The sequence below is a fragment of the Neoaquamicrobium sediminum genome (assembly GCF_040970315.1).
Lineage (GTDB): Bacteria > Pseudomonadota > Alphaproteobacteria > Rhizobiales > Rhizobiaceae > Aerobium > Aerobium sediminum.
Window position 1 is genome coordinate 964,980 of the sequence record NZ_JAZHFV010000002.1, and the last position, 21,022, is coordinate 986,001.

Here is a 21,022-nt window from a genome sequence, read left to right on the forward strand (position 1 = left end):
GCGCTCATCCCTCTATAGTCTGGCCCGGCCGATTGCGCCAAGGACAGTTTGTCAGGCGTGCTGGTCCAATCCGACGCAGCGTCAGCGTCGTGAAGCCCAATCCTGTCGTTTCAGGCTGTAGAGCACATGCCGCTTGAGCTGCGGATGCGTGTCCGGCACGCGTGGGTGGTCGAAATCGGCTTCCAAGTCGCGCGTCATGCCGATCCGGCGCATGACAGCGGTCGAGCGGTCATTGTTCCAGACGGCGAACGAGATGATCTCTTTGAGTCCCAGCTCTTCGAAGCCGAATGCGAGCAGCGCCTCGGCCGCCTCGGTGACGTAACCCTTGCCCCAGTATTCAGGGGCGAGCCGCCAGCCGATCTCGACAGTACCGGCCGGCCGGCTTGGGGCGACATTGTCCGGATAAAGTCCCGCGAATCCGATGCACTCGCCGGTCTCCTTCAGTTCAAGTGCCGCAAAGCCGTAGCCGCGCGCCTCGTTCTCGGCACGAATGCGATCGAGGAAGGCTTCGGCCTCCGCGCGGCTGCGCCGGAAGGGAAAGAATTTCATCACATCGTCGTCGGAATTGATGCGATGGAACAGCTCCCGGTCGCGCTCTTCCCAGTTGCGGATGATGAGCCGCTCGGTCTCAAGCCGCATCATGCGACGAACTCCTCCTGGCGATAGCCCTGCATGTAAAGCAGCGCCGTGAGGTCGCCATGGTCGATCCGGATACGCGCCTGGGATGCAACCGCAGGTTTAGCATGCAGCGCGACGCCGCTACCCGCCATCGCCAGCATGTCGAGATCGTTCGCGCCGTCACCCACGGCGATGGCGTCGTCAGCGGAAATGCCAAGCCGGCCCGCGATTTCCCCCAGCGCTTCGGCCTTGGCCGCGCGGCCGAGAATGGGCTCCGCCACGGTGCCCGCAAGACGGCCGTGCTCCTCGATCAGCCGGTTGGCACGGTTTTCTCGAAACCCGAGCTTGCCGGCGATCGGGCCGGTAAACGAGAGGAAGCCGCCCGAGACCAACGCCGTCCATGCGCCGTTGGCGTTCATGGTGGCAACGAGTGCCGGCCCGCCAGCGGCGAGCGTGATGCGGTTTTCGATGATGCGCTCGATGACCTCGGTCCCGAGCCCCGCCAGCAGCGCGACGCGTTCGCGCAGCGCCGGCTCGAATGCGATCTCTCCGTTCATCGACCGCGCTGTGATGTCGGCGACGCGCTCCTTCAGCCCGACCTCGTCTGCCAGCTCGTCGATGCATTCCTGGTCGATCATGGTCGAATCCATGTCGGCGATCAGCAGCTTCTTGCGACGTGTCGCGACGTCCTGCACCACCACATCGACGGGCGCGCCGGCAAGCGCGTCGGCCGCTATGGGCCTCGCCGCCTCCACCGAGATGCGCTCCGGCAGCAACAGATCGGCCGCGATCCCGTCCGCGAGCCAGTCGATACGGCTTGCGCCGAGTGCGGCGAACGCCCTATCTGCCAGTTGACGATCCAGAACCGGGCGCGCGGGATTGGCGATCAGCGTTGCGACGAGGGGCATGAGCATTTCCGATTGGACTGGCCCGCAGGGGCCGTTGAAGAACGCGATCCTGATAGCCGGGCCGACCGCCAGCGGCAAGTCGGCGCTGGCATTGCGGCTGGCGCGGGAAACCGGCGGGACCGTGGTCAACGCGGATTCCATGCAGGTCTACGGCGTGCTGCGGGTGCTGACCGCGCGACCCGACGAAACGCAGCTCGCCGCCGCCCCACACAGGCTCTATGGCCATGTCGACCCGCGCGAGGCCTATTCCACCGGCCGATGGATGCGCGATGTCGAGGCGCTCATCCGCTCAGGCGAACTTGGGAGCAAGCCGGCAATCTTCGTCGGTGGCACCGGCCTCTATTTCCGTGCGCTGCTGGATGGGCTTTCTGCGATGCCGGAGGTTCCACCCACGATAAGGCAACGCTGGCGGGATGCCCTCGCCGATAAGGGGCCGGTTGCGCTTCACGATCTGTTGGCCGAGCGAGACCCGGCCGCGGCTGGCACGATCCGCTCCACCGATGGCCAGCGCATCGTGCGCGCACTGGAAGTAATGGACGCATCGGGCAAGCCGATCTCTCAGTGGCAGGCACGCTCCGGCACACCAATGGTCGATCGATCGTCAGCGCAACTTATGGTGATCGAGCCGGACAGGGTGGTTCTGAAGGCCCGGATCGACCAGCGCTTCGACGCGATGATCGAGGAGGGTGCACTTGACGAGGTGCGCGCGATAGCTGCGCTCGACCTCGACGACGCATTGCCGGCGATGAAGGCGATCGGCGTCCGCGAGCTTATCGCTGCCGATCGTGGCGAAATGGGGTTCGAGGAGGCGATTGACAGGTCAAAGATCGCCACCCGTCAGTATGCAAAGCGTCAGTCGACCTGGTTCCGCAATCAACTGGGTCCCGAATGGCAGCGGATTTCGATGCAGGAATAGACCCTGCGCTGCGCCGACGCGAGCGACATATCGCCGGCCTTTAAACGAAAAAAGTTCGCGTTTTAGTTGTTTAAATTAACTTCCCGTAAGCAACAGCGTGCAATAACCGAGCCTGCATTATCCGGTGGGGAGCAGATGCGGTTTCACAAGGCCGAGTCGGCTTTTTTTGTCTTTATCGTCGTCATCCTCGCCGCCGGCGTGCTGATCCTGCACGCCTACAATACGGTCTATGCGAACGCGCGAACGCCCGATCTTGCTGAGTGGGCCTCCACCCTGGACTGGTTCCCGCGGCTGCTCTTCGCCACCGGAGTCCTGCAGGCAACTGCGCTATTCTTCGGCGTCTTCTTCATCTATCCGCTCATCCGCACGCAGGTCAGGGAAGAGGGCAAGCTGCGCGCCATGACCGCCTCGCTCAGCGCTCGTTCCGAGACCCTTGAGCACGCCGCCCTGACGGATGGCCTGACCGGCATGCAGAACCGGCGCTTCTTCGACGACGCCTTGCGCGAATACATCGACGAGTTCCGGAGAATCGACAAACCGGTCGGGTTGATCATCCTCGACCTCGATCATTTCAAGGCGGTCAACGATACGCACGGCCACGATGTCGGCGACCAGGTGCTGAAGGCCGTCGCCAACAGCCTGATGGACATGACGCGCTATCACGACGTCGTTGCCCGGCTCGGGGGCGAGGAGTTTGCCGTCGTCGCCCCCAACATGGACGAAGCGCTGCTGATGAAGCTGGCCGAGCGGATTCGCAAGGCGATTGCCGGGCTGGTGATCGTATCCGGCAATGTACGGCTCAAGGTCACCACCAGCGTCGGACTTGCGGTCTGGGACCAGCACGAAAGCGCGGAGGAATTCTACCGTCGCGCCGACAAGCATCTGTATGAGGCGAAGCGGCTTGGCCGCAACCGTGTCTGCGCCTAGGCGATAATTGGTTGAGTTGTCGGGCGGGGCCTATTCGTAGAGCCGTCTGAAGGACTCGTCGTCGAAGCGGCGCTGCGGCCTGCTTGCAGGTTGTTGTGCAGGCGGCTGGGTCGGTTGCGGGGCAGCGGGCTCGCCGGCCTGACGGAATGTCTCGACCGGAGAGCCCAGCATCGACGGTGTCGTTTCCTGCTGCAGCATATGTCCCACGCTGCGAAGGTTGCGAACAAGCGAGGCAAGATCGACTTCACGCTCGCCATTGGCCGCTTCGGCCACGTCGTCGCCCGTCGTTCCCGGAAGCAGTGAGGGCGGCAGATACTCGAACTTCATGCGCATCGTCGTTGCCACGCCTTCGCCGAAGGCGATCGCCTCGCGCTGTCCCATCGATGAGAGGAAAGCAAGCGTGGAAGCCGACGAATCCGCGATGGCCGAACGTACGATCTCCTGGTCGATCTCGTTGGCAAGCCGCATCGCGAACACCGTAGAACATTGCGACAGAACGGTCGGGTCAAGCTCTCCCGGGCGCTGGGTGACGATGCCGAGATAGCAGCCGTATTTGCGGCCTTCCTTGGCAATCCGCGAAAGCGCATGCCGCGTGGGCGCAAAGCCCAGCCGGCTGTCAGCCGGCATGTAACGGTGCGCTTCCTCGCACAGGACCAGAAGCTTGAGCCGTCCATGGCTGTTCAGCGCCAGGTCGAAGGCAAGCCGCGCCAGCACTGAGCAGACCGAATTGACGACTTCCGAAGGCATGCCGGCCAGCTCGAAACAGGTGATCGGCCGGCCTTCGTGCGGCACGCGGAAGATGCGGCCGATGGTTTCGTGAATGTTGTCGTCGATCAGCCGCGAGCCGAACATGAACCTGTAGCGGGGATCGTTCAGCGCTGCGTCGATGCGGGCGCGCAGCGCGCGGTAGAACGGGCGGTCGTTCTTCGTCTCCAGCATGCCCATGCGCTCGTCGATGATGCGCAGCACATCTGCAATGCGATAGGGGACGGGCGTATCGGCGGTAAGCGCATTGGCGTCGGCGGCCCTGCGCATAAGCCCCGCCTGACCCGAACTGCGGTAAAGCTGCTTGGCGAGCGGCACCAGATCGCGCAGGAGGTCGACTTCCTCCGGTACCGCGTCGCGGCCGCGGAACAGGACCTCCACCAGTTCCTCGAGGCGAAACAGCCAGAACGGCAGGTCCAGCGTCGTCGTGTCGATGCGGATCGAGCGATCCGGAAATGCAGAGGAAAATTCGTTGTGCGGGTCGAGGATCAGCACGCGCAGGTCAGGCCGTGCCTCGATCGCCTTGCGCAACAACAGCGACACCGCCGTCGACTTGCCCACGCCGGTGGTGCCGACGACGGCGAAGTGGCGGTTGAGCGTGTCGTCAATGGCGATACGCGCGTCGATCGCCGTGTCCTGCGAGAGCTGGCCGATCGTCAACGTGCGACGGCCGGCAAGATCGTAGACTGCCGCGAGGTCGCGTGCGCGGATGCGGTGCGAGATCGCGCCGATATGCGGATAGGTGGTGATGCCGCGGTCGAAGACTGGCTTGCCGTCTTCGGTGTCGCGCACTTCGCCCACGAGTTCGACATGAACGTTGATCGGGTTCGGCTCGTTCTCGCTCCAGGTGCCGACCGGCGTCTCGATGCGATAGACTAGGCCAACTGTGCGGATGTTGCCGAGGTTGATCGAGATCATGCGGCCGACGGTCCAGAGACCGCGCATGGCTTCGCTGCCATCAGATGCAAACGCAGCCAGCATCGCGCGGGCGCCGTCGCACTGAACGACACGTCCCAGAACGCGCGAATCCGATTGAGAACCGTCGCGCCGTTCCTGACTCGTTGCCTCGCCGATCTCCGCGCGTTCAACGAACATTGATCACACACTTCCCCGCTTACAATCCTCCCAACTTAGCACCAGGACGGTTAAGCGGCGGTGTGGCTGCATGGTTGAGGGGACGTTAAGCTTAACCGGCGCGTTTGAACTTTGTGGGCATGGGCGAGGGTGGCGTGACGCCTGGGCTCACGCAGGCCGCTCCCGAACCGTTGTCGATGGCCAGGCTGGCATCGGTGATCGTGTAATTGCAGCTGACCGTCACGCCATTGCCCGATGTCAGCGCCACTCGGCCCTTGCTGGCGAGCTTCCAGTCGAGGCGAAGCGTGTAGCCCCTGTCATACTGGTAATCGAAGACGCCGTCGGCTTTGAACTCGACATTGCGGCCGGATCCGTCGTCGGGCAGCCAGATTGCCGTCAATGCCGTCCTGTCGGCCTCGGTTGCCGGCTCGCCGCAGCCGGGAAGCAGGACAGTGGGCACGATCAGAAGCCATTTGCGCATGGTGGCCCCCTCCAGGATGCGCGATCATGCCGGATTTCCGATTGACAGTCATCGGATTGCGCAATTAATGTCCGCTCCGATGACAAATATAGCGATCATTCTCGTAGGAAGGCGCATGGGCAAGGCGGTGTAACCGCCGGGCGGAAGCTCCCATGCGCGAAACACAGGCTCCTCAGGGGGCCTTTTTTATTGCCCGCAAGACCGATAAACGACCATTGACGCGATACGCGAAGACAGGAAGAGACCGATGAGCAACGCAGGAAGTGACGCCGGCAGGCGCGAGATGAGCGGCGCGGAGATGGTGGTGCAGGCGCTGAGGGACAATGGCGTCGAGCACATCTTCGGCTATCCGGGCGGTGCGGTCCTTCCGATCTACGACGAGCTTTTCCAACAGGACGATATCCAGCACGTTCTCGTGCGCCACGAGCAGGGCGCAGGCCACGCGGCGGAAGGCTACGCGCGCTCGACCGGCAAAGCCGGCGTTTTCCTCGTCACCTCCGGCCCCGGCGCGACCAATGCGGTGACGCCGCTGCAGGACGCGTTGATGGATTCGATCCCGCTGGTCTGCATCACCGGCCAGGTTCCGACGACGCTCATCGGCTCCGACGCGTTCCAGGAATGCGACACCGTCGGCATCACCCGGCCCTGCACCAAGCACAACTGGCTGGTGAAGGACGTCAACGACCTGTCGCGCATCATCCACGAGGCGTTCCATGTCGCCACGACCGGCCGGCCCGGTCCCGTGGTGGTCGACATTCCCAAGGACGTCCAGTTCGCCAAGGGCATCTACACCCCGCCGCAGCAGGCGCCGCGGACGTCCTACAGCCCCAAGGTGCAGGGCGACATCGAGGCCATCAAGCAGGCGGTCGCATTGATGGCGGGCGCCAAGCGGCCCGTGATCTATTCCGGCGGCGGCGTGGTGAACTCGGGCCCCGAGGCCAGCCACCTGCTGCGCGAACTCGTCGACCTGACCGGCTTCCCGATCACCTCCACGCTGATGGGGCTCGGCGCCTATCCGGCTTCGGGCAAGAACTGGCTCGGCATGCTTGGCATGCATGGCACCTACGAAGCCAACATGGTCATGCACGACTGCGACGTGATGATCTGCCTCGGCGCGCGTTTCGACGACCGCATTACCGGCAGGCTGGACGCGTTCTCGCCCAACTCGAAGAAGATCCATATCGACGTCGACCCGTCCTCGCTGAACAAGAACGTCCATGTCGACATACCGGTCCTCGGCGATGTCGGCCGGGTTCTGGAGGATTTGGTCCGGCTGTGGCGCGCCACGGTGAAGCCCGAGAAATCGGCTCTGCACCCATGGTGGGAGCAGATCGCGCGCTGGCGCTCGCGGGACTCGCTCGCCTACCGCAGCAGCGACGACGTGATCATGCCGCAATACGCGATCCAGCGGCTCTACGAACTGACGAAGGACCGTGACACCTACATCACCACCGAGGTCGGCCAGCATCAGATGTGGGCCGCTCAGCATTACGGTTTCGAAAAGCCGAACCGCTGGATGACCTCGGGCGGCCTCGGCACCATGGGTTATGGCCTCCCGGCAGCTCTTGGCGTGCAGATCGCGCATCCCGACGCGCTCGTCATCGACATCGCCGGCGACGCGTCGGTGCAGATGACGATGCAGGAGATGTCGACGGCGGTTCAGTACGAGGCGCCGATCAAGATCTTCATCCTCAACAACCAGTATATGGGCATGGTGCGCCAGTGGCAGCAATTGCTCCACGGCAACCGCCTGTCGCACTCCTACACCGAGGCGATGCCTGATTTCGTGCTGATGGCGCAGGCCTTCGGGGCGCACGGCATCCGGTGCGAGAAGCCGGGTGACCTCGACGCGGCGATCCAGGAGATGATCGACGTGAAGAAGCCGGTCCTGTTCGACTGCCGCGTGGCAGCACTCGCCAACTGCTTCCCGATGATCCCCTCCGGCAAGGCCCACAACGAGATGCTCCTGCCTGACGAGGCGACCGACGAAGCCGTCGCCAACGCCATCGACGCCAAGGGCAGGGAACTGGTTTGACATACAATTGAAGTAAGACGCGGTAAGGCGTATATTCGTCTTACCGCATCTTACTTGGAGCAACGCGATGAACGCGCGGGCAAAAATCTCGAGCAAGGGTCAGATCGTCGTACCGAAGGCGGTTCGCGACGAGCTAGGCCTTGGCGAAGGCAGCGAAGTCGAGTTCATCCGCAAGGGAAAGGGATTCTTCGTGCAGCCGGTCGAGAAGTTGGATCCGAGATTCCCGCCTCAACCCAGAGGCGCGTTCCTCAAGCACGTGCTGAAGGTCGACCGGCCGTTTCCCACGGATGCCGAGATCGATCGCGCGATGATGGCCGAGGCGGCCAGACGGTTCGATGCCACTCGCCGTTGACACGAATGTCCTCGCCCGGGCGTTGGTTGACGACGGGTCGGATCAGTCGAAACGTGCGCAGAAGCTCTTGACCGACGAAGAGATTTTCATCGCAGATACGGTCCTTTTGGAGACGGAGTGGCTGATGCGCAGCGTCATGAATGTCGCCCGGGAAGACATCGGCGGGATATTCGCCGTGCTCGTGGCGACCGAGAACATCTTCTTCGCGGACCGTGGGCGGGTCGCAAACTGCATCCTGGCCCACCAGGCCGGGCTCGACTTCGCGGACGCCATGCATCTGTACGCCGCAGCCGGCAACGATGCCTTCGCCACATTCGACACCGGTTTTCGCCGCAAGTCCAAACGCTTGGCAAGCAGTGTTCCAGTGATCGCGGCATAGAATGAAACTTCAAATTCGGAAACAGTCATGAACGCCCAGCTTCAGCCCACCGGCTCCGCCTATTTCATCGCCAAGGAAACCGAGAGCGCGGAAAAGCACACGCTTTCCATGCTCGTCGATAACGAGCCCGGCACGCTTGCCCGCGTCATTGGTCTGTTCTCTGGCCGCGGCTACAACATCGACAGCCTGACCGTGTCGGAGACCGAGCATGAGAAGCACCTGTCGCGCATAACGATCGTGACGCGTGGCACGCCGCACGTGCTGGAGCAGATCAAGCACCAGCTCGAGCGCATCGTGCCGGTGCATCGCGTCAACGACCTGACGGTCATCGCGCGTGAACTTGGGCAGGAGCGCCCGCTGGAGCGCGAGCTTGCGCTGGTCAAGGTGGCCGGCACCGGCAATGCGCGGGTGGAGGCGCTGCGGCTGGCCGAGGCGTTTCGCGCCAACGTGATCGATGCAAACACAGGCCATTTCATCTTCGAGATCACCGGCCGTGTGTCCAAGATCGAACAGTTCATCGCCATCATGCAGCCGCTCGGCCTCGTCGAGGTGTGTCGCACCGGCGTAGCCGCCATGAACCGCGGTCCGCAGGGCATGTAGCGGGCGCCTGCGGTGATCATCGGAGCGGTTTGCTTGAATTGTCACCGGGACAACAATGCGCTTGGAGTTGCTGTTTTAGGTCAGTAACATTGACTTAAAACGCCCTTGGGAAACGCCCCATGTCCACCGACCTTTTGCTTGCGCTGGTCGTCTTCGCCTTTGTGACGTCGATCACGCCGGGCCCTAACAACTTTATGCTGCTGGCGTCCGGCGTCAATTTCGGCTTCCGGCGCACGATCCCGCATATGCTCGGCATCGGTGGCGGCTTTCTGTCGCTGCTGCTGGGCGTCGGCTTCGGGCTCGGCGCGCTGCTCACGGCCTATCCGTCGCTTCATCTTGCGCTGAAGCTCGCCGGCGGTGCCTATCTCCTCTACCTCGCCTGGCGTATCGCCATGTCGCGCTCACTGTCGGAAAAGGACGGCAAGGCGGCGCGGCCGATGACGTTCCTGGAGGCTGCGGCTTTCCAGTGGGTCAATCCCAAGGCGTGGGTGATGGCCGTCACCGCGATGGCGGTCTATTCGGACCCGGCGGCGCCGTTCCTGTCGGTGCTGGTCGTTGCGCTCGCCTTCGCGCTGGTGAATCTGCCGAGCGTCTCGACCTGGGCCGGCTTTGGCATGGCGCTGCGCGGTTTCCTCGCCGATCCGGTCCGTTTGAAGTGGTTCAACATCGCCATGGGCGTGGCGCTGGTGGTCAGCCTGTGGCCGATGCTGCGCTAACGATTGCCCTGACGCTGGGTAATCGACGGGGCAAATCGCTGCTGCTAGGGTCTCGGGCATGATTGAGAAGCTCGTCTCGCTTAAAGGACTGGTGCTGGTGGCCGTGGTGCTGCTGGTGCCGCTGTTCGCGCTTGGCTGGCTCACCCGGGAGGATCCTGCCGACAAACCCTATCTGCGCATCGTCGGCGGCGGCTTCATCTTCAACTACCGTGTTTCCGACGTGTACTACGGCTTCACCGCAATCGTGCAGAAGCCGCTGCCGACGGGCACCATCGTCGAGGCTGAATTCGAGGACCCGGCTGGCGGCACGATGCATACCGTGCGCCAGCGCATCGGCGGGCCGGAGATGGCGAAGTTTGCCATGCGTTCACCCTCCGTGCGCGGTGTCGAGGCTGGAAAGCCCTACAACGTGGCGATCCGCGTTTTCGATCGCGATGAAAAGCACCTGCTGTGGCAGGATGACATGCAGTTCACCAGCCAGATCAGCGATGCGGTGGTGCCTGATGCGCCGCTCACCGTTGGACCGGGCTACGCCCGCAATCCCAATGCCGGCGGATAAGACGGGAATTCAATGAGCGGCCACGCACACGACCACCACGATCACCATCACGACAATCATCTTGATCCGATGGATGCCCGGGTGAGGGCGCTTGAGACGATCCTGACCCGCAAGGGCCTCGTCGATCCGGCCGCGATCGACGCCATCGTCGAGACCTACGAGACCAAGGTCGGCCCCCGAAACGGCGCCGCGGTGGTGGCGAAGGCGTGGGCCGATCCGACCTATGCCGACTGTCTGAAACGCGATGCGACGGCGGCCATCGCCGAACTGGGCTTCACCGGCCGGCAGGGCGAGCACATGCAGGCCGTGTTCAACACGCCCGACACCCACAACCTCGTCGTCTGCACACTCTGTTCCTGCTATCCGTGGTCGGTGCTTGGCCTGCCGCCGGTCTGGTACAAGTCGCCGCCCTATCGCAGCCGCGCGGTCATCGATCCGCGCGGGGTGCTGGCCGAATTCGGGCTGGCGCTCGATCCCCAGACGCTGGTCCGGGTCTGGGATTCCACTGCCGAGCTTCGTTATCTCGTCGTTCCCATGCGCCCGCAGGGTACGGAAGGCTGGAGCGAGGACCGGCTTGCCGGTCTGGTCACGCGCGATTCAATGATCGGCACCGGCGTTGCGGCCGCCCCGGAGGCGGCATGAACGGTCCCCACGATCTCGGCGGCCAGATGGGTTTCGGGCTGGTCGCGCCCGAGACAGACGAGCCGTTCTTCCACGCCGAATGGGAAAAGCGCGCGCTTGGCGTCACGCTCTGCGCGGGCGCGGTTGGCCACTGGAACATCGACGAGAGCCGCCACGCGCGAGAATCCTTGCATCCGGCGGTCTATTACGGCTCCAGCTACTACGAGATATGGACGAGGGCGCTGGAGACGCTGTTGAAGCGTCACGGCTTCGTCACCGATGCCGAGTTGGCTGCGGGTGCTGCACTCGAAGCAGGCACCCCGCCGCGCAGGGTGCTGAAGGCAGCCGACGTGCCTGCGGTTCTGGCGCGGGGCGGCCCGTGCGACCGGCCGGTCGCCGCCGAGCCCCGCTTTTCCGTAGGCCAGCGCGTGCGCACCCACAACATGCATCCGACCGGCCACACGCGCCTGCCGCGCTATGTGCGCGGCAGGACGGGCGTTATTGAGGCGATGCATGGCGGCTTCGTGCTGCCCGACACCAATGCGCACGGCCATGGCGAGAACCCGGAACGGCTCTACACGGTCGTATTCGCTGGGCCGGAGCTCTGGGGCGACGGAGCCGACCCGACCCTGACCGTTTCGGTCGACGCCTGGGAGAGCTATCTTGAACCGGCCTGATACGCCGCCGGCAGACCCGAAGCCTTTCGATGCCCCCTGGCAGGCGCAGGCCTTCGCGCTTGTCGTTGCGCTGCATGAGCGCGGCGTCTTCACATGGGCTGAATGGGCAGAGGCGCTTGGCGCCGAGGTCCACCGCGCCGATGCTGCCCCGGACGGCCACGATTACTACGAGCACTGGCTGGCGGCACTCGAAGCGCTGCTGGGTCGCAAGGGCATCGCGCTTCCGGCTCAGGTAGAGGAACTGGCGGATGCCTGGCAGCGCGCAGCCCACGCCACGCCCCACGGTAGCCCCATCCTGCTCGCCAACGATCCTTCGGGCGGCCCCTGGCCTGCTCAAGTGCTGGGCCCTCAGGCAAATTCCAGCAGCAGCGGCCGGTGATCCGAGACCTCCGGTTCGGCGAGGGCATCGAACGACAGCACCTTCACCGCATCGTTGACGAGCATGTAGTCAGCATAGCGGCCCGCTTTGGTGTAGTGCGACGTCCGCGTATCGGTGAAGCCGCGCGCCGTCACGAGATCAGCAAGGCCAAACCCGCGCAGCACCGCGAAGGTTTCGCTGTCCGGAAGCACGTTGAAATCGCCGCACACGATAACCGGGTCTCCGTCCTCAGCGACGGATCGTGTCAGTTCGAGCAGCCGCGCGCCCTGCGCGGAACGCGCGGGCGTGTCGTGCTTGCCAGTGGGGTCGCGCAACCCGTGCATATGGGCGATCGTCACCGGATGATCGGCTTCCGGATCGTAAAGCCGCACCGCATGGGCGCTGCGCGAGCGCGGATGCTCGCCATAACCGTGCGGCGAGAAGGCGCCATGCACGAAACCCTGTTGCTGACCGATAATCGGTATGGTCGCACGTACGAATGTCGCAAGCCCCCAGAAAGACGGGTAGCGCTGCTCGCCGTTCCAAAGGTCGCCGCGAGCAGCAGGGCAGAAGGTCGCGACATGGCCGGGCAGGGCGCTACTCACCTCGGCAAAGAAGTTCGCGCGCTGCGGCAGGTCGGTCCCGCCGTCGCGATAGGCGAGCCAGCCGCGGTCGGCGGATGGCGTGTGCACCACTTCCTGCAGGCACAGCACGTCCGGGTCGGCTTCCCCGAGGAAGGCGATCAGCGATTCGTGGAGCTTTCCGCCCCATCCGTTCAGGCAGATCAGGCGCAATGAAAAACCTCGCTTCTCTCGATCGACGCGCCGACCATACTGTCAGCACGCGTTGCATCAAGAGCCTGCCCGGTATTGCCCCCGCTTCGCGAATCCCGCACTAACGCGCGATGCAGTTCTCACCGCAACAGGACGAGGCACTCCGCGCCGTGGCCCGCTGGCTGAAGGAGGGGCAGAAGCCGCTCTTCCGCCTGTTCGGTTATGCTGGCACCGGCAAGACGACGCTGGCGCGCTATTTCGCCGAGCATGTCGACGGCCAGGTGCAGTTCGCGGCCTTCACCGGCAAGGCCGCGCAGGTGCTGCGCGCCAAGGGCGCGACCAACGCCCGAACAATTCATTCGCTGATCTACCGCCCGCGCGGCGAGGAGGCGGTCGAGGACGAAACCACCGGCAAGACCTCGATCAACCCCACCTTCTCGCTCAACCGCCAGAGCCCCATCGCCAAGGCCGCCCTTGTCGTCGTAGACGAGTGCTCGATGGTCGACGAACAGCTCGGCCGCGACCTGATGAGCTTCGGCACGCCGATCCTCGTTCTGGGCGACCCCGCGCAGTTGCCGCCGATTTCCGGTGGCGGCTTCTTCACCGAGCACGAGCCGGACCACCTGCTGACGGAAATCCACCGGCAGGCGCGCGACAACCCGATCATCCGGCTGGCGCTGGACGTGCGCGAAGGCCGCGAATTCATGAAGGGCGACTACGGCACGGCAAAGGTGATCGGTCGTGACGAGGTGAACCAGGACCTCGTTCTGGCGGCGGACCAAGTTCTTGTCGGCACCAACCGCACCCGTCGCCGCTACAACCAGCGCCTGCGCGAGCTGAAAGGTTTCGATGCCTCCTACCCGCAGGCCGGCGACAAGCTCGTCTGCCTGCGCAACGATCCCGCCAAGGGCCTGCTGAACGGCTCCCTGTGGAAGGTGATGACCTCGTCGCGCGAGACGGTGAAGCCCGGCATCAACCTGCTGGTCTCGCCCGAAGAGGACGACCCCGATCGCGGCATCTCCAAGATCAAACTGCTGAAGGCCGCCTTCGAGGACCCTGACGCCGAGATTCCCTGGCAGCAGAAGAAGCGTTTCGACGATTTCGACTACGGCTACGCGCTGACCGTGCACAAGGCGCAGGGCTCGCAGTGGGACGAGGTCGTGCTTTTCGACGAAAGCTACGCCTTCAAGGACACGCGCCAGCGTTGGCTCTATACCGCGATCACGCGCGCGGCTGAGCGGCTTACCGTCGTCCGCTGACCGCGCGGTCCCCCACGATCTCGAACAGCACGGCCGTGGCGTCGTCCGAAACCTTGAAGCGCGGATAGGCCTGTCCATCCGGGTCTTCGCGCTGCTCGATCGCGCGCAATTCTGCCAGCAGCGGCACGAGCCCATCCGTACGTGCGCGCTCGATCAGCGAAGCGGCGTCATAGCGCCCGTAAAGATCCACCAGCGCAGCGAAGCCGTCGGTGCAGAGCAGGCCGCGAGCCGGCAGCGTAGCGGGCAGGGGCTGCGAGACGATGTGGGAAGCGGCTTCCGGGTTGGCGCCCAGCGTCCAGACCGGCCCGCCATCGGTGTTATAGAGCGCCCGGCGGCGGCGCAGTTCGGCGCGGATTTCGGGCTCGGTCGACAGCGACCTGAACTTGGTCAGGCCGCCGGCATGGGCCACGGCGCGCTTTGCCTCCTCGTTCTCCGCCGCCGCGCCGCCTTCGATAGCGCTCAGCGCATGCGTGGCGCCGAGCGCGTCCTGCAGAAACAGCCGGCAATCGCCGAGGCCATGGCTCACGATGCCGTCTTTCTCGACCCGGATCATCTGGAAACCGGCGCAGGGCAGGTTCCAGGGATCGACCGGCATGGAGCCAGCAAGATCGCCGATGATGCGCGACACGCGCTCATTGATCTTGCGGACGCTCTTGGCCACCGCGCAGCCGGCCAGCGCGTCTTCCTCGAAGGTTACGGCTGCAAACTTCGCCAGCCACGCCGCATCCGATTCGGCCTCGTCGATGATGTTCTCGCCAAGGCCCGTCGCACCGTCGATGACGAAGGCGCAGTTCGCCGCGCCTCCGCTTGCGTCTTCGTTGGGACGGCGGGGGTCGCCACGGTCGGTGATCGAATCGAGAATGCGCAGATGGGTCATGGTGCGCTCACCTGCACGCCCGCGGTGTAAACAATGTGACGGTTCGTCGGCGGTAGTGCGCCGCTAGATGTTTTCTTCGATCTCGTTCGCGCCAAGCCACCGCCATGCCTCAGGCTCGTCATCGGTTGCGAAATGACGCGTCTCGATGCCGTCGCCGGGGTCGAAGAGCCGCGTCACGCGGTCCGCCCAGCTGCCGTCGTCGATGATCGCACATCGTCCGACATGCTGGGCGACGTGTTCCTTCATGAAACTGCTCGTCTCCGGCGAAAGATCGGCAGTGTCCACTTCCTGAAGCTCTACAAGGCGCACCAGCAGGTCGAGTGTCGGATGAATCGCAAAGGCACCCTCCAGAAGGCCGCACAGATTTTCGGCGTCGGCGGATGTGAATTCGCCAGTGATCTCGATGGCGAAAACGGTCGATTTGTCCGTTTCCAGACGCCGGACAGCCGGAACCCGTTCCAATGGCCGCATGTTTGCTCCTTTCGTTCCGCGTGCAGTTTGGTCTGGAACACACGAAACCCGATGTCTGTTCCCCATCAAATGGATATAGGATGACGCGACCGTTTAACCAGAAGACTGCCAAGCAATGCCTGCAAAGCTTTCCGTCAACCTGAACGCCATCGCCCTGTTGAGAAACCGGCGCGACCTGCCGTGGCCGAGTGTGACCGGTCTGGGTCGCATCGCGCTCGCCGCCGGCGCGCACGGGCTGACTGTGCATCCGCGACCTGACCAGCGCCACACGCGCAATTCGGACCTGCCGGAGCTGCGGGCGCTGATCGACGACGAGTTTCCTGCGGCCGAATTCAACATCGAAGGTTATCCTACAGGCGATTTTTTGGCGCTGGTGGAGGCCGCCGAGCCCGAGCAGGTGACGCTGGTACCGGATGATCCGGAGCAGCCGACCTCGGACCATGGCTGGGACTTCGTCGCCAACCGCGACAGGCTCAAGGCGATCGTCACTCGTCTGAAGAAGACCGGCGCGCGGATTTCGCTCTTTTGCGATCCCGACGCGTCCGAGGAGCAGATCGCCGCGGCGCAGGCGACCGGTGCGGACCGTATCGAACTCTACACCGGCCCCTATGGCGGTTGCCATGACGATGCAGAAAAAGCCGCCATGGAACTGGAAAGACTCGGCAAAACGGCCGAGCTAGCCAGAGCGGCTGGGCTTGATGTGAATGCAGGCCACGACCTTACCGTCGCCAATCTCCCGCCGCTGGCCCGGCGTATTCCGCATCTGGCTGAGGTGTCGATCGGCCATGGCCTGACGGCCGACGCGCTGGAGCATGGCATGGCTGGAACTGTGCGCCGTTTCCTGACGGCAAGCGGGTGGTAGTCGTGCGTCTACTGCATGGCGAGGCGTACAAGCCCTCCTAAAGCAGCATTTGTTGTTGCACTGCAACAGGAGTAGAAACCGCGCCCGTCCTTTGAAGGAGGGCACGACATGCATGAAAATGCAGAAGGTTCTGCCGCCGCAGACCATTTGGCCGCCAATGGCGGCCAGGAAACCCCACGCAAAACGTCACAGACGACAACCGCGCTCGCATTGGGTGCGATCGGCGTCGTCTATGGCGACATCGGCACCAGCCCCATCTACGCGCTGCGCGAGGCAACCCGCGCCGTGGCCGGAGACCGTCCGCCGACTGAAGCCGAGATGCTCGGCATCCTTTCGATCATCGTCTGGTCGCTGACGCTGATCGTCTCGGTGAAATACGTGCTTTTCGTGCTGCGCGCCGACAACGACAGGGAAGGCGGCACGCTGTCTCTCATGGCGTTGGCCAGGCGCGATGCCGGCCGCTACGCGCCGCTGATCCTGGTCCTCGGCATGGTTGGCGCAGCGCTCTTTTTCGGCGATGCGATCATTACACCCGCCATCTCCGTGCTTTCGGCGGTCGAGGGGCTTGAGGTCGTCACCCCGGCTTTCTCGGATTACGTGGTTGCCATCACGCTGGCGATCCTCTTGGCGCTGTTTGCCGTCCAGCGCTTCGGTACGGCGGGTGTGGCAAGCGTTTTTGGTCCCGTAACCGCACTGTGGTTCCTCACGCTTACTGTTTCGGGCGCGATCGAGCTTGCCGAATATCCTGCCGTGCTGGCCGCGCTCGACCCCAGCTACGCCGTTCTGTTCCTGGTCGACCACGGCGGTGTGTCGCTGGCCGTCATGGGCGCGGCATTCCTTGCTGTTACCGGCGCGGAGGCGATCTATGCCGATCTCGGCCATTTCGGGCGCCGGCCGATTATGCTGGCGTGGTTCGCCCTCGTCTTTCCCGCCCTGCTGATCAACTATTTCGGGCAAGGCGCCTATGTAATCTCGCATGGCGGCCTCGTAGGGCAGCCCCTGTTCCAGATGGTTCCGTCATGGGCGACGCTGCCGATGGTGGTCCTCGCGACGATGGCGACAGTCATCGCCAGCCAGGCCGTGATAACCGGCGCCTATTCGCTGACGCGTCAGGCCATCCAGCTTCAGCTTCTGCCGCGCCTTCAGGTGCAGCATACGTCGGAGACCCAGTCCGGCCAGATCTACATGCCGCAGGTCAACCTCCTGCTTCTCGTCGGCGTCTTCATTCTCGTAGCCGAGTTCGGCTCGTCGGAAGCGCTCGCCTCCGCTTACGGCATATCCGTCGCCGGCGAGATGGTGGTGACGGCGCTGCTGTTGTTCTTCGTCTTCTGGCGCACCTGGCGCCGGCCCGCCTTGCTGGCGGCACTTGTGGTTGCGCCCTTCCTGCTGCTCGATGTCACCTTCCTGTGGGCCAACGCACAGAAGTTCACGGACGGCGGTTGGGTGTCCATCGCAGTGGCGGCGGCGCTCGCGGTCATGATGATGACCTGGCGCAAGGGCAGCAGGCTGCTGTTCCGCAAGACCCGCAAGACGGAAATCCCCCTCGCGCTGCTCACCGACAACCTGGCTGCGAAGCCGCCGCACCTCGTCGCAGGCACGGCGGTATTCCTGACAAGCGACCCGGAAAGCGCGCCGACGGCCCTGATGCACAGCCTCAAGCACTATCACGTCCTGCATGAGCAGAACGCGATCCTGACCGTCGAAATGACCGAGGACCCCTATGTCGCCGAAGAAGCACGCGCGCAGATCACCCCGATCAACGACCTGTTCATGAGAGTGGTGCTGCGGTTCGGCTACATGGAACAGCCGAACGTGCCAAAGGCGCTCGCGGTCTGCCGCAAGCTGGGCTGGAAGTTCGACATCATGTCGACCTCGTTCTTCGTGTCGCGCCGGTCGTTGAAAATCTCGCGCCGCTCGCTGATGCCGCGCTGGCAGGACAAGCTGTTCATCGTGCTGGCCCGAAACGCCAGCGACGCGAGCGCCTATTTCCAGATCCCCACCGGTCGCGTTGTCGAGATCGGTACTCAGGTCACGCTTTGAGTGAAGGGCGGCGCGAATTCCGCGCCGCCCAGCCATTTTAGCCGGCCAGTGCGGCCTTGTTCGCAGCAAGAAAATCCCGCAGCGCTTGCGGCTTCCGGCCCGACAGGCGTTCGACATCCGTGGTGATTGCCCCGAGATCACCTTCCCGTGTAGCCACGTCAAAGGAGACGAGCGTCGGGATGACCGGCTCCGGCACGCCGGAAGCCTTCATGCCCCCGGCCAGCTGCTCGTCGCTCACGTCGACGACCGTGATCGGCTTGCCGATGACATCCGATGCCAGCGCAGCAATCTCCGCGTTGGTGAAGGCCTCGTCGCCTGTCAGCGTGTAGGTGACGCTGCCTTCGGGCGGGTTTGCGAGTGCTGCTGCGATGGCCGCGGCGATGTCGTCGCGGGCGACGAAAGCCGTGCGCCCGTTCCCTGCGGAGGTGAACCACTGGCCGCTGGCCGCGGCTTGCGGCAGGCTCATCTGAAGGTTTTCCTGATACCAGCTATTGCGGAAGATCAGGTGGGGAAGGCCGGTGGCTTTCACCGCTTCTTCGGACTGATGATGATCCGGCGCGAAGCTGACATGCGAACTCTCTGCCTTGGGAAGTGATGTATAGGCGATGCGCCCGACGCCGGACTTTGCGGCGGCAGCGATTGCGGCCTTATGCTGGCGTAGCCGCGTCCCGGCGCCATCCAGCGCGTCGGTGGAGATGACGAGAACCGTCCCGACGCCGGCAAAGCCGTTTTCCAGGCTTGCCGCATCGTCGAAATCGATATGGCGCGCAGTCACGCCTTTCGCGGCGAGGTCCGCCAGTTTCTGCGGGTCGCGCGTACCCGCGATGATGCGCGAGGGCTCGACACCCTGGCTTTCGAGGAGGTGGGTGATGACGGCCCGGCCGAGATGGCCCGACGCGCCGGTGACAAGGATCGTGTTGGACATGGCGGTAACTCTGCTGGTTGCGTTGTTGCTCTCATTTTGAGACCAGCACTACATTGTAGATTGACCGCGTCCCGTAAAGGAGGCAGTTTCGGCTCTGCTGGTAACCTTGAAGGAACCACCCATGGACACGACGGTTGTTTCGGCGCGCCGCAAGATCGAGATCTACCGCGCCAATGTTGGTAATGGCGGGCTCGACAACTGCCCGATCCGCACGGTCGTGCAGAACATTTCGGGGAAGTGGAGCGCCTTGCTGCTGATGGCTCTTGCGGAGCGACCGTACCGTTTCGGCGAGCTGCGCAGGCTCGTGCCTGACATTTCACAGCGCATGCTCACCCAGACCTTGCGCGATCTACAGCGGGACGGCTATGTCAGCCGCGAAGTCTTTCCAACCAAGCCGCCCAGCGTCGAGTACAGCCTGACGGATCTCGGTCGCTCGATGTACGACGCGATCGAGCACCTGTTCCACTGGGCCGAGAACAATCACCAGCAGGTGCGTGCGGCACGGGTGGAGTTCGACGCGGCGGGCGACTGAAGGTCGGCGGGCAGGGCAGCATTTGAAATCACTCGATATTGCAATTGCCGGTGCGGGACCGGCCGGGCTTGCCGCGGCGCTGTTCCTTCATCGCACCGGCCACCGCGTCACCGTCTTCGAGCGCTTCGATACACCGAAGCCGCTCGGCTCTGGCCTGATCCTGCAGCCGACGGGCCTCACCGTTCTCGATCGACTCGGCCTGCTGCCCGAAATTATGACGCGCGGCAGCCGCATAGATCGCCTCCGCGGCAGCGATGCGAAAAGCGGCCGCACGGTGCTGGACGTACGCTATGACGCGCAGCGCAAGGGCCGCTTCGGGCTTGCCGTCCATCGTGCGGCCCTGTTTGGCGTCCTGCATCGTACTGTCGAAGCGCAGGGTATCGCCATCGAGACCGGCAGCGAGATCGTGGAGCTGGATGTGGGCTCCGCTCATGCGACGCTCAAGCGGGCGGGTGGTCGTGACATCGGACGCTTCGACCTTGTCGTCGATGCCAGCGGCGCTCGTTCCCCGCTCGCCGCCTTTTCGGTTCGGCCTGCAACCAGGCGTCCGCTCACCTACGGCGCATTCTGGGCCACACTCGACTGGGTCGGCGAAGGCTTCGACGCCAACGCGCTGATGCAGCGCTACCGCCGCGCCAGCGTCATGATCGGTGTGCTGCCGATCGGCAGCGACGAGCCGGGCGGCAAAGGGCAGGCGGCCTTCTTCTGGAGCCTCAAGCCGGACAACGCCGATGCGGTAATCGCCGCCGGGCTCGATGTCTGGAAGGAGCAGGTCGCCGGGCTTTGGCCCGAGACAACTCCCTACCTTGACCAGATCGGCGACTTCTCGCAGCTCACACTGGCGCGCTACGGCCATCACACGTTGAAGGTGCCGGCGGGGCGTCGTCTGGCGGTGATCGGCGATGCCGCGCATTCGACCAGCCCGCAACTCGGGCAGGGCGCCAACATGGCGCTGCTCGACGCGGCCGCGCTTGCCCACGCCCTTGAGCTGTCGCCAGATCTTGAAACGGCGCTTGGCACTTATGCCCGCTCCCGCAGGCTGCATGTGCGCGTCTTTCAGATGCTCTCGGCGGCCTTCACGCCTTTCTATCAGTCGGATTCGGTTCTGCTGCCGCTGCTGCGCGACCGGCTTGTGGCAACGGTTGCAAAGGTCCCGCCGGCCCCGCAAATCCTCGCCTCGATGGTCGCCGGCACCATCATTGATCCCTTCGGGCCGCTCGGGCTGCGGGAAAAGGACTGGAACCGCTCCTGACCTGCCGCTGGGTCATAGGTCATCCACGCTGCAATCGACATAACC

24 protein-coding genes are annotated in these 21,022 nt (G+C 64.1%); 16 read left to right on the forward strand and 8 right to left on the reverse strand.

From position 1 onward, the window contains the following. Window positions 1-81 precede the first annotated feature (81 nt). Both V1479_RS10000 and serB read right to left on the reverse strand, forming a co-directional pair. Window positions 82-642: a GNAT family N-acetyltransferase gene (locus V1479_RS10000; protein WP_368802752.1), complete on the reverse strand. Its 561-nt coding sequence runs from the start codon at window positions 640-642 to the stop codon at window positions 82-84. After that, entirely contained in the window at window positions 639-1,526 is an 888-nt protein-coding gene (gene serB / locus V1479_RS10005; RefSeq protein ID WP_368802753.1) for a phosphoserine phosphatase SerB, read from the reverse strand. The genes V1479_RS10000 and serB overlap by 4 nt, the downstream gene beginning before the upstream one ends. On the opposite strand from serB, the gene miaA reads away from it, so the two are divergent. Both miaA and V1479_RS10015 read left to right on the forward strand, forming a co-directional pair. Beyond that, window positions 1,525-2,442, forward strand: a complete 918-nt coding sequence (gene miaA, locus V1479_RS10010; protein ID WP_368802754.1) for a tRNA (adenosine(37)-N6)-dimethylallyltransferase MiaA — start codon at window positions 1,525-1,527, stop codon at window positions 2,440-2,442. The two genes, serB and miaA, sit on opposite strands and share 2 nt — an antisense overlap. A gap of 135 nt (window positions 2,443-2,577) precedes the next feature. Further along, window positions 2,578-3,369 (forward strand): GGDEF domain-containing protein, encoded by a 792-nt coding sequence (locus V1479_RS10015; RefSeq protein ID WP_368802755.1) that lies wholly within the window; start codon window positions 2,578-2,580, stop codon window positions 3,367-3,369. 30 nt (window positions 3,370-3,399) lie between these two features. Here the strand turns inward: V1479_RS10015 and V1479_RS10020 are convergent, their stop codons facing one another. Then, window positions 3,400-5,229 (reverse strand): ATP-binding protein, encoded by a 1,830-nt coding sequence (locus tag V1479_RS10020; RefSeq protein WP_368802756.1) that lies wholly within the window; start codon window positions 5,227-5,229, stop codon window positions 3,400-3,402. A 91-nt stretch (window positions 5,230-5,320) separates the two neighbouring features. After that, the gene (locus V1479_RS10025; RefSeq protein ID WP_173190587.1) at window positions 5,321-5,689 is read right to left on the reverse strand and encodes a hypothetical protein; all 369 of its coding nucleotides are present in this window, start codon (window positions 5,687-5,689) and stop codon (window positions 5,321-5,323) included. Between the two features lie 247 nt (window positions 5,690-5,936). Between V1479_RS10025 and V1479_RS10030 the strand changes: the two genes are divergently transcribed. From V1479_RS10030 to V1479_RS10070, 9 genes are all read left to right on the forward strand, one after another. After that, a complete protein-coding gene (locus V1479_RS10030; protein ID WP_368802758.1) occupies window positions 5,937-7,724 on the forward strand; it encodes an acetolactate synthase 3 large subunit in 1,788 nt (595 codons plus the stop codon). 67 nt (window positions 7,725-7,791) lie between these two features. Further along, window positions 7,792-8,076: an AbrB/MazE/SpoVT family DNA-binding domain-containing protein gene (locus V1479_RS10035; RefSeq protein WP_173190590.1), complete on the forward strand. Its 285-nt coding sequence runs from the start codon at window positions 7,792-7,794 to the stop codon at window positions 8,074-8,076. Beyond that, window positions 8,060-8,455: a type II toxin-antitoxin system VapC family toxin gene (locus tag V1479_RS10040; RefSeq protein WP_173190592.1), complete on the forward strand. Its 396-nt coding sequence runs from the start codon at window positions 8,060-8,062 to the stop codon at window positions 8,453-8,455. The genes V1479_RS10035 and V1479_RS10040 overlap by 17 nt, the downstream gene beginning before the upstream one ends. A 27-nt stretch (window positions 8,456-8,482) precedes the next feature. Beyond that, window positions 8,483-9,055 (forward strand): acetolactate synthase small subunit, encoded by a 573-nt coding sequence (ilvN, locus tag V1479_RS10045; RefSeq protein WP_173190600.1) that lies wholly within the window; start codon window positions 8,483-8,485, stop codon window positions 9,053-9,055. A 119-nt stretch (window positions 9,056-9,174) separates the two neighbouring features. Further along, window positions 9,175-9,771, forward strand: coding sequence for a LysE family translocator (locus V1479_RS10050; RefSeq protein WP_368802759.1), 597 nt, complete (start codon window positions 9,175-9,177; stop codon window positions 9,769-9,771). A 58-nt stretch (window positions 9,772-9,829) separates the two neighbouring features. Further along, window positions 9,830-10,330: a hypothetical protein gene (locus tag V1479_RS10055; RefSeq protein WP_368802760.1), complete on the forward strand. Its 501-nt coding sequence runs from the start codon at window positions 9,830-9,832 to the stop codon at window positions 10,328-10,330. Between the two features lie 12 nt (window positions 10,331-10,342). After that, the gene (gene nthA / locus V1479_RS10060) at window positions 10,343-10,972 is read left to right on the forward strand and encodes a nitrile hydratase subunit alpha (protein WP_368802761.1); all 630 of its coding nucleotides are present in this window, start codon (window positions 10,343-10,345) and stop codon (window positions 10,970-10,972) included. Next, window positions 10,969-11,628: a nitrile hydratase subunit beta gene (gene nthB, locus V1479_RS10065; protein WP_368802762.1), complete on the forward strand. Its 660-nt coding sequence runs from the start codon at window positions 10,969-10,971 to the stop codon at window positions 11,626-11,628. Before nthA ends, nthB begins: the two co-directional genes overlap by 4 nt. Beyond that, a complete protein-coding gene (locus V1479_RS10070) occupies window positions 11,615-12,007 on the forward strand; it encodes a nitrile hydratase accessory protein (protein ID WP_368802763.1) in 393 nt (130 codons plus the stop codon). The genes nthB and V1479_RS10070 overlap by 14 nt, the downstream gene beginning before the upstream one ends. Here V1479_RS10070 and V1479_RS10075 read toward each other — a convergent pair. Next, a complete protein-coding gene (locus V1479_RS10075; protein ID WP_368802764.1) occupies window positions 11,977-12,780 on the reverse strand; it encodes an endonuclease/exonuclease/phosphatase family protein in 804 nt (267 codons plus the stop codon). The genes V1479_RS10070 and V1479_RS10075 overlap by 31 nt on opposite strands. 110 nt (window positions 12,781-12,890) lie before the next feature. On the opposite strand from V1479_RS10075, the gene V1479_RS10080 reads away from it, so the two are divergent. Continuing rightward, window positions 12,891-14,018: an ATP-dependent DNA helicase gene (locus V1479_RS10080; protein WP_173190611.1), complete on the forward strand. Its 1,128-nt coding sequence runs from the start codon at window positions 12,891-12,893 to the stop codon at window positions 14,016-14,018. Here V1479_RS10080 and V1479_RS10085 read toward each other — a convergent pair. Continuing rightward, on the reverse strand, window positions 14,002-14,895 hold the full coding sequence (locus V1479_RS10085) for a hypothetical protein (protein WP_368802765.1): 894 nt from the start codon (window positions 14,893-14,895) through the stop codon (window positions 14,002-14,004). The two genes, V1479_RS10080 and V1479_RS10085, sit on opposite strands and share 17 nt — an antisense overlap. 63 nt (window positions 14,896-14,958) lie before the next feature. Continuing rightward, window positions 14,959-15,366, reverse strand: a complete 408-nt coding sequence (locus V1479_RS10090) for a SpoIIAA family protein (RefSeq protein WP_368802766.1) — start codon at window positions 15,364-15,366, stop codon at window positions 14,959-14,961. A 115-nt stretch (window positions 15,367-15,481) separates the two neighbouring features. On the opposite strand from V1479_RS10090, the gene V1479_RS10095 reads away from it, so the two are divergent. Both V1479_RS10095 and V1479_RS10100 read left to right on the forward strand, forming a co-directional pair. Then, window positions 15,482-16,228, forward strand: coding sequence for a pyridoxine 5'-phosphate synthase (locus V1479_RS10095; protein WP_368802767.1), 747 nt, complete (start codon window positions 15,482-15,484; stop codon window positions 16,226-16,228). Window positions 16,229-16,336: 108 nt separating this feature from the next. Continuing rightward, the gene (locus V1479_RS10100; protein WP_368802768.1) at window positions 16,337-18,268 is read left to right on the forward strand and encodes a potassium transporter Kup; all 1,932 of its coding nucleotides are present in this window, start codon (window positions 16,337-16,339) and stop codon (window positions 18,266-18,268) included. A 37-nt stretch (window positions 18,269-18,305) separates the two neighbouring features. Here V1479_RS10100 and V1479_RS10105 read toward each other — a convergent pair whose 3' ends face one another. Then, window positions 18,306-19,193, reverse strand: coding sequence for an SDR family oxidoreductase (locus tag V1479_RS10105; RefSeq protein WP_368802769.1), 888 nt, complete (start codon window positions 19,191-19,193; stop codon window positions 18,306-18,308). Between the two features lie 121 nt (window positions 19,194-19,314). Here V1479_RS10105 and V1479_RS10110 point away from each other — a divergent pair, with 121 nt between their 5' ends. Further along, complete coding sequence (locus V1479_RS10110; RefSeq protein WP_368802770.1) at window positions 19,315-19,725, forward strand: winged helix-turn-helix transcriptional regulator; 411 nt, start codon at window positions 19,315-19,317, stop codon at window positions 19,723-19,725. A gap of 22 nt (window positions 19,726-19,747) precedes the next feature. Beyond that, the gene (locus V1479_RS10115; protein WP_368802771.1) at window positions 19,748-20,977 is read left to right on the forward strand and encodes an FAD-dependent oxidoreductase; all 1,230 of its coding nucleotides are present in this window, start codon (window positions 19,748-19,750) and stop codon (window positions 20,975-20,977) included. The last annotated feature ends 45 nt before the right edge of the window (window positions 20,978-21,022 follow it).

Excerpts from the sequence above, each read along its gene's own strand:
- V1479_RS10085 (WP_368802765.1), bottom strand. The coding sequence starts at position 14,895 with ATGACCCATCTGCGCATTCTCGATTCGATCACCGACCGTGGCGACCCC.
- V1479_RS10110 (WP_368802770.1), top strand. The coding sequence starts at position 19,315 with ATGGACACGACGGTTGTTTCGGCGCGCCGCAAGATCGAGATCTACCGC.
- V1479_RS10035 (WP_173190590.1), top strand. The coding sequence starts at position 7,792 with ATGAACGCGCGGGCAAAAATCTCGAGCAAGGGTCAGATCGTCGTACCG.
- V1479_RS10080 (WP_173190611.1), top strand. The coding sequence starts at position 12,891 with ATGCAGTTCTCACCGCAACAGGACGAGGCACTCCGCGCCGTGGCCCGC.
- nthA (WP_368802761.1), top strand. The coding sequence starts at position 10,343 with ATGAGCGGCCACGCACACGACCACCACGATCACCATCACGACAATCAT.
- V1479_RS10090 (WP_368802766.1), bottom strand. The coding sequence starts at position 15,366 with ATGCGGCCATTGGAACGGGTTCCGGCTGTCCGGCGTCTGGAAACGGAC.
- V1479_RS10040 (WP_173190592.1), top strand. The coding sequence starts at position 8,060 with ATGCCACTCGCCGTTGACACGAATGTCCTCGCCCGGGCGTTGGTTGAC.
- serB (WP_368802753.1), bottom strand. The coding sequence starts at position 1,526 with ATGCCCCTCGTCGCAACGCTGATCGCCAATCCCGCGCGCCCGGTTCTG.
- V1479_RS10030 (WP_368802758.1), top strand. The coding sequence starts at position 5,937 with ATGAGCAACGCAGGAAGTGACGCCGGCAGGCGCGAGATGAGCGGCGCG.
- V1479_RS10095 (WP_368802767.1), top strand. The coding sequence starts at position 15,482 with ATGCCTGCAAAGCTTTCCGTCAACCTGAACGCCATCGCCCTGTTGAGA.
- ilvN (WP_173190600.1), top strand. The coding sequence starts at position 8,483 with ATGAACGCCCAGCTTCAGCCCACCGGCTCCGCCTATTTCATCGCCAAG.
- nthB (WP_368802762.1), top strand. The coding sequence starts at position 10,969 with ATGAACGGTCCCCACGATCTCGGCGGCCAGATGGGTTTCGGGCTGGTC.
- V1479_RS10105 (WP_368802769.1), bottom strand. The coding sequence starts at position 19,193 with ATGTCCAACACGATCCTTGTCACCGGCGCGTCGGGCCATCTCGGCCGG.
- V1479_RS10100 (WP_368802768.1), top strand. The coding sequence starts at position 16,337 with ATGCATGAAAATGCAGAAGGTTCTGCCGCCGCAGACCATTTGGCCGCC.
- V1479_RS10050 (WP_368802759.1), top strand. The coding sequence starts at position 9,175 with ATGTCCACCGACCTTTTGCTTGCGCTGGTCGTCTTCGCCTTTGTGACG.
- V1479_RS10015 (WP_368802755.1), top strand. The coding sequence starts at position 2,578 with ATGCGGTTTCACAAGGCCGAGTCGGCTTTTTTTGTCTTTATCGTCGTC.
- V1479_RS10025 (WP_173190587.1), bottom strand. The coding sequence starts at position 5,689 with ATGCGCAAATGGCTTCTGATCGTGCCCACTGTCCTGCTTCCCGGCTGC.
- V1479_RS10055 (WP_368802760.1), top strand. The coding sequence starts at position 9,830 with ATGATTGAGAAGCTCGTCTCGCTTAAAGGACTGGTGCTGGTGGCCGTG.
- V1479_RS10000 (WP_368802752.1), bottom strand. The coding sequence starts at position 642 with ATGATGCGGCTTGAGACCGAGCGGCTCATCATCCGCAACTGGGAAGAG.
- V1479_RS10020 (WP_368802756.1), bottom strand. The coding sequence starts at position 5,229 with ATGTTCGTTGAACGCGCGGAGATCGGCGAGGCAACGAGTCAGGAACGG.
- miaA (WP_368802754.1), top strand. The coding sequence starts at position 1,525 with ATGAGCATTTCCGATTGGACTGGCCCGCAGGGGCCGTTGAAGAACGCG.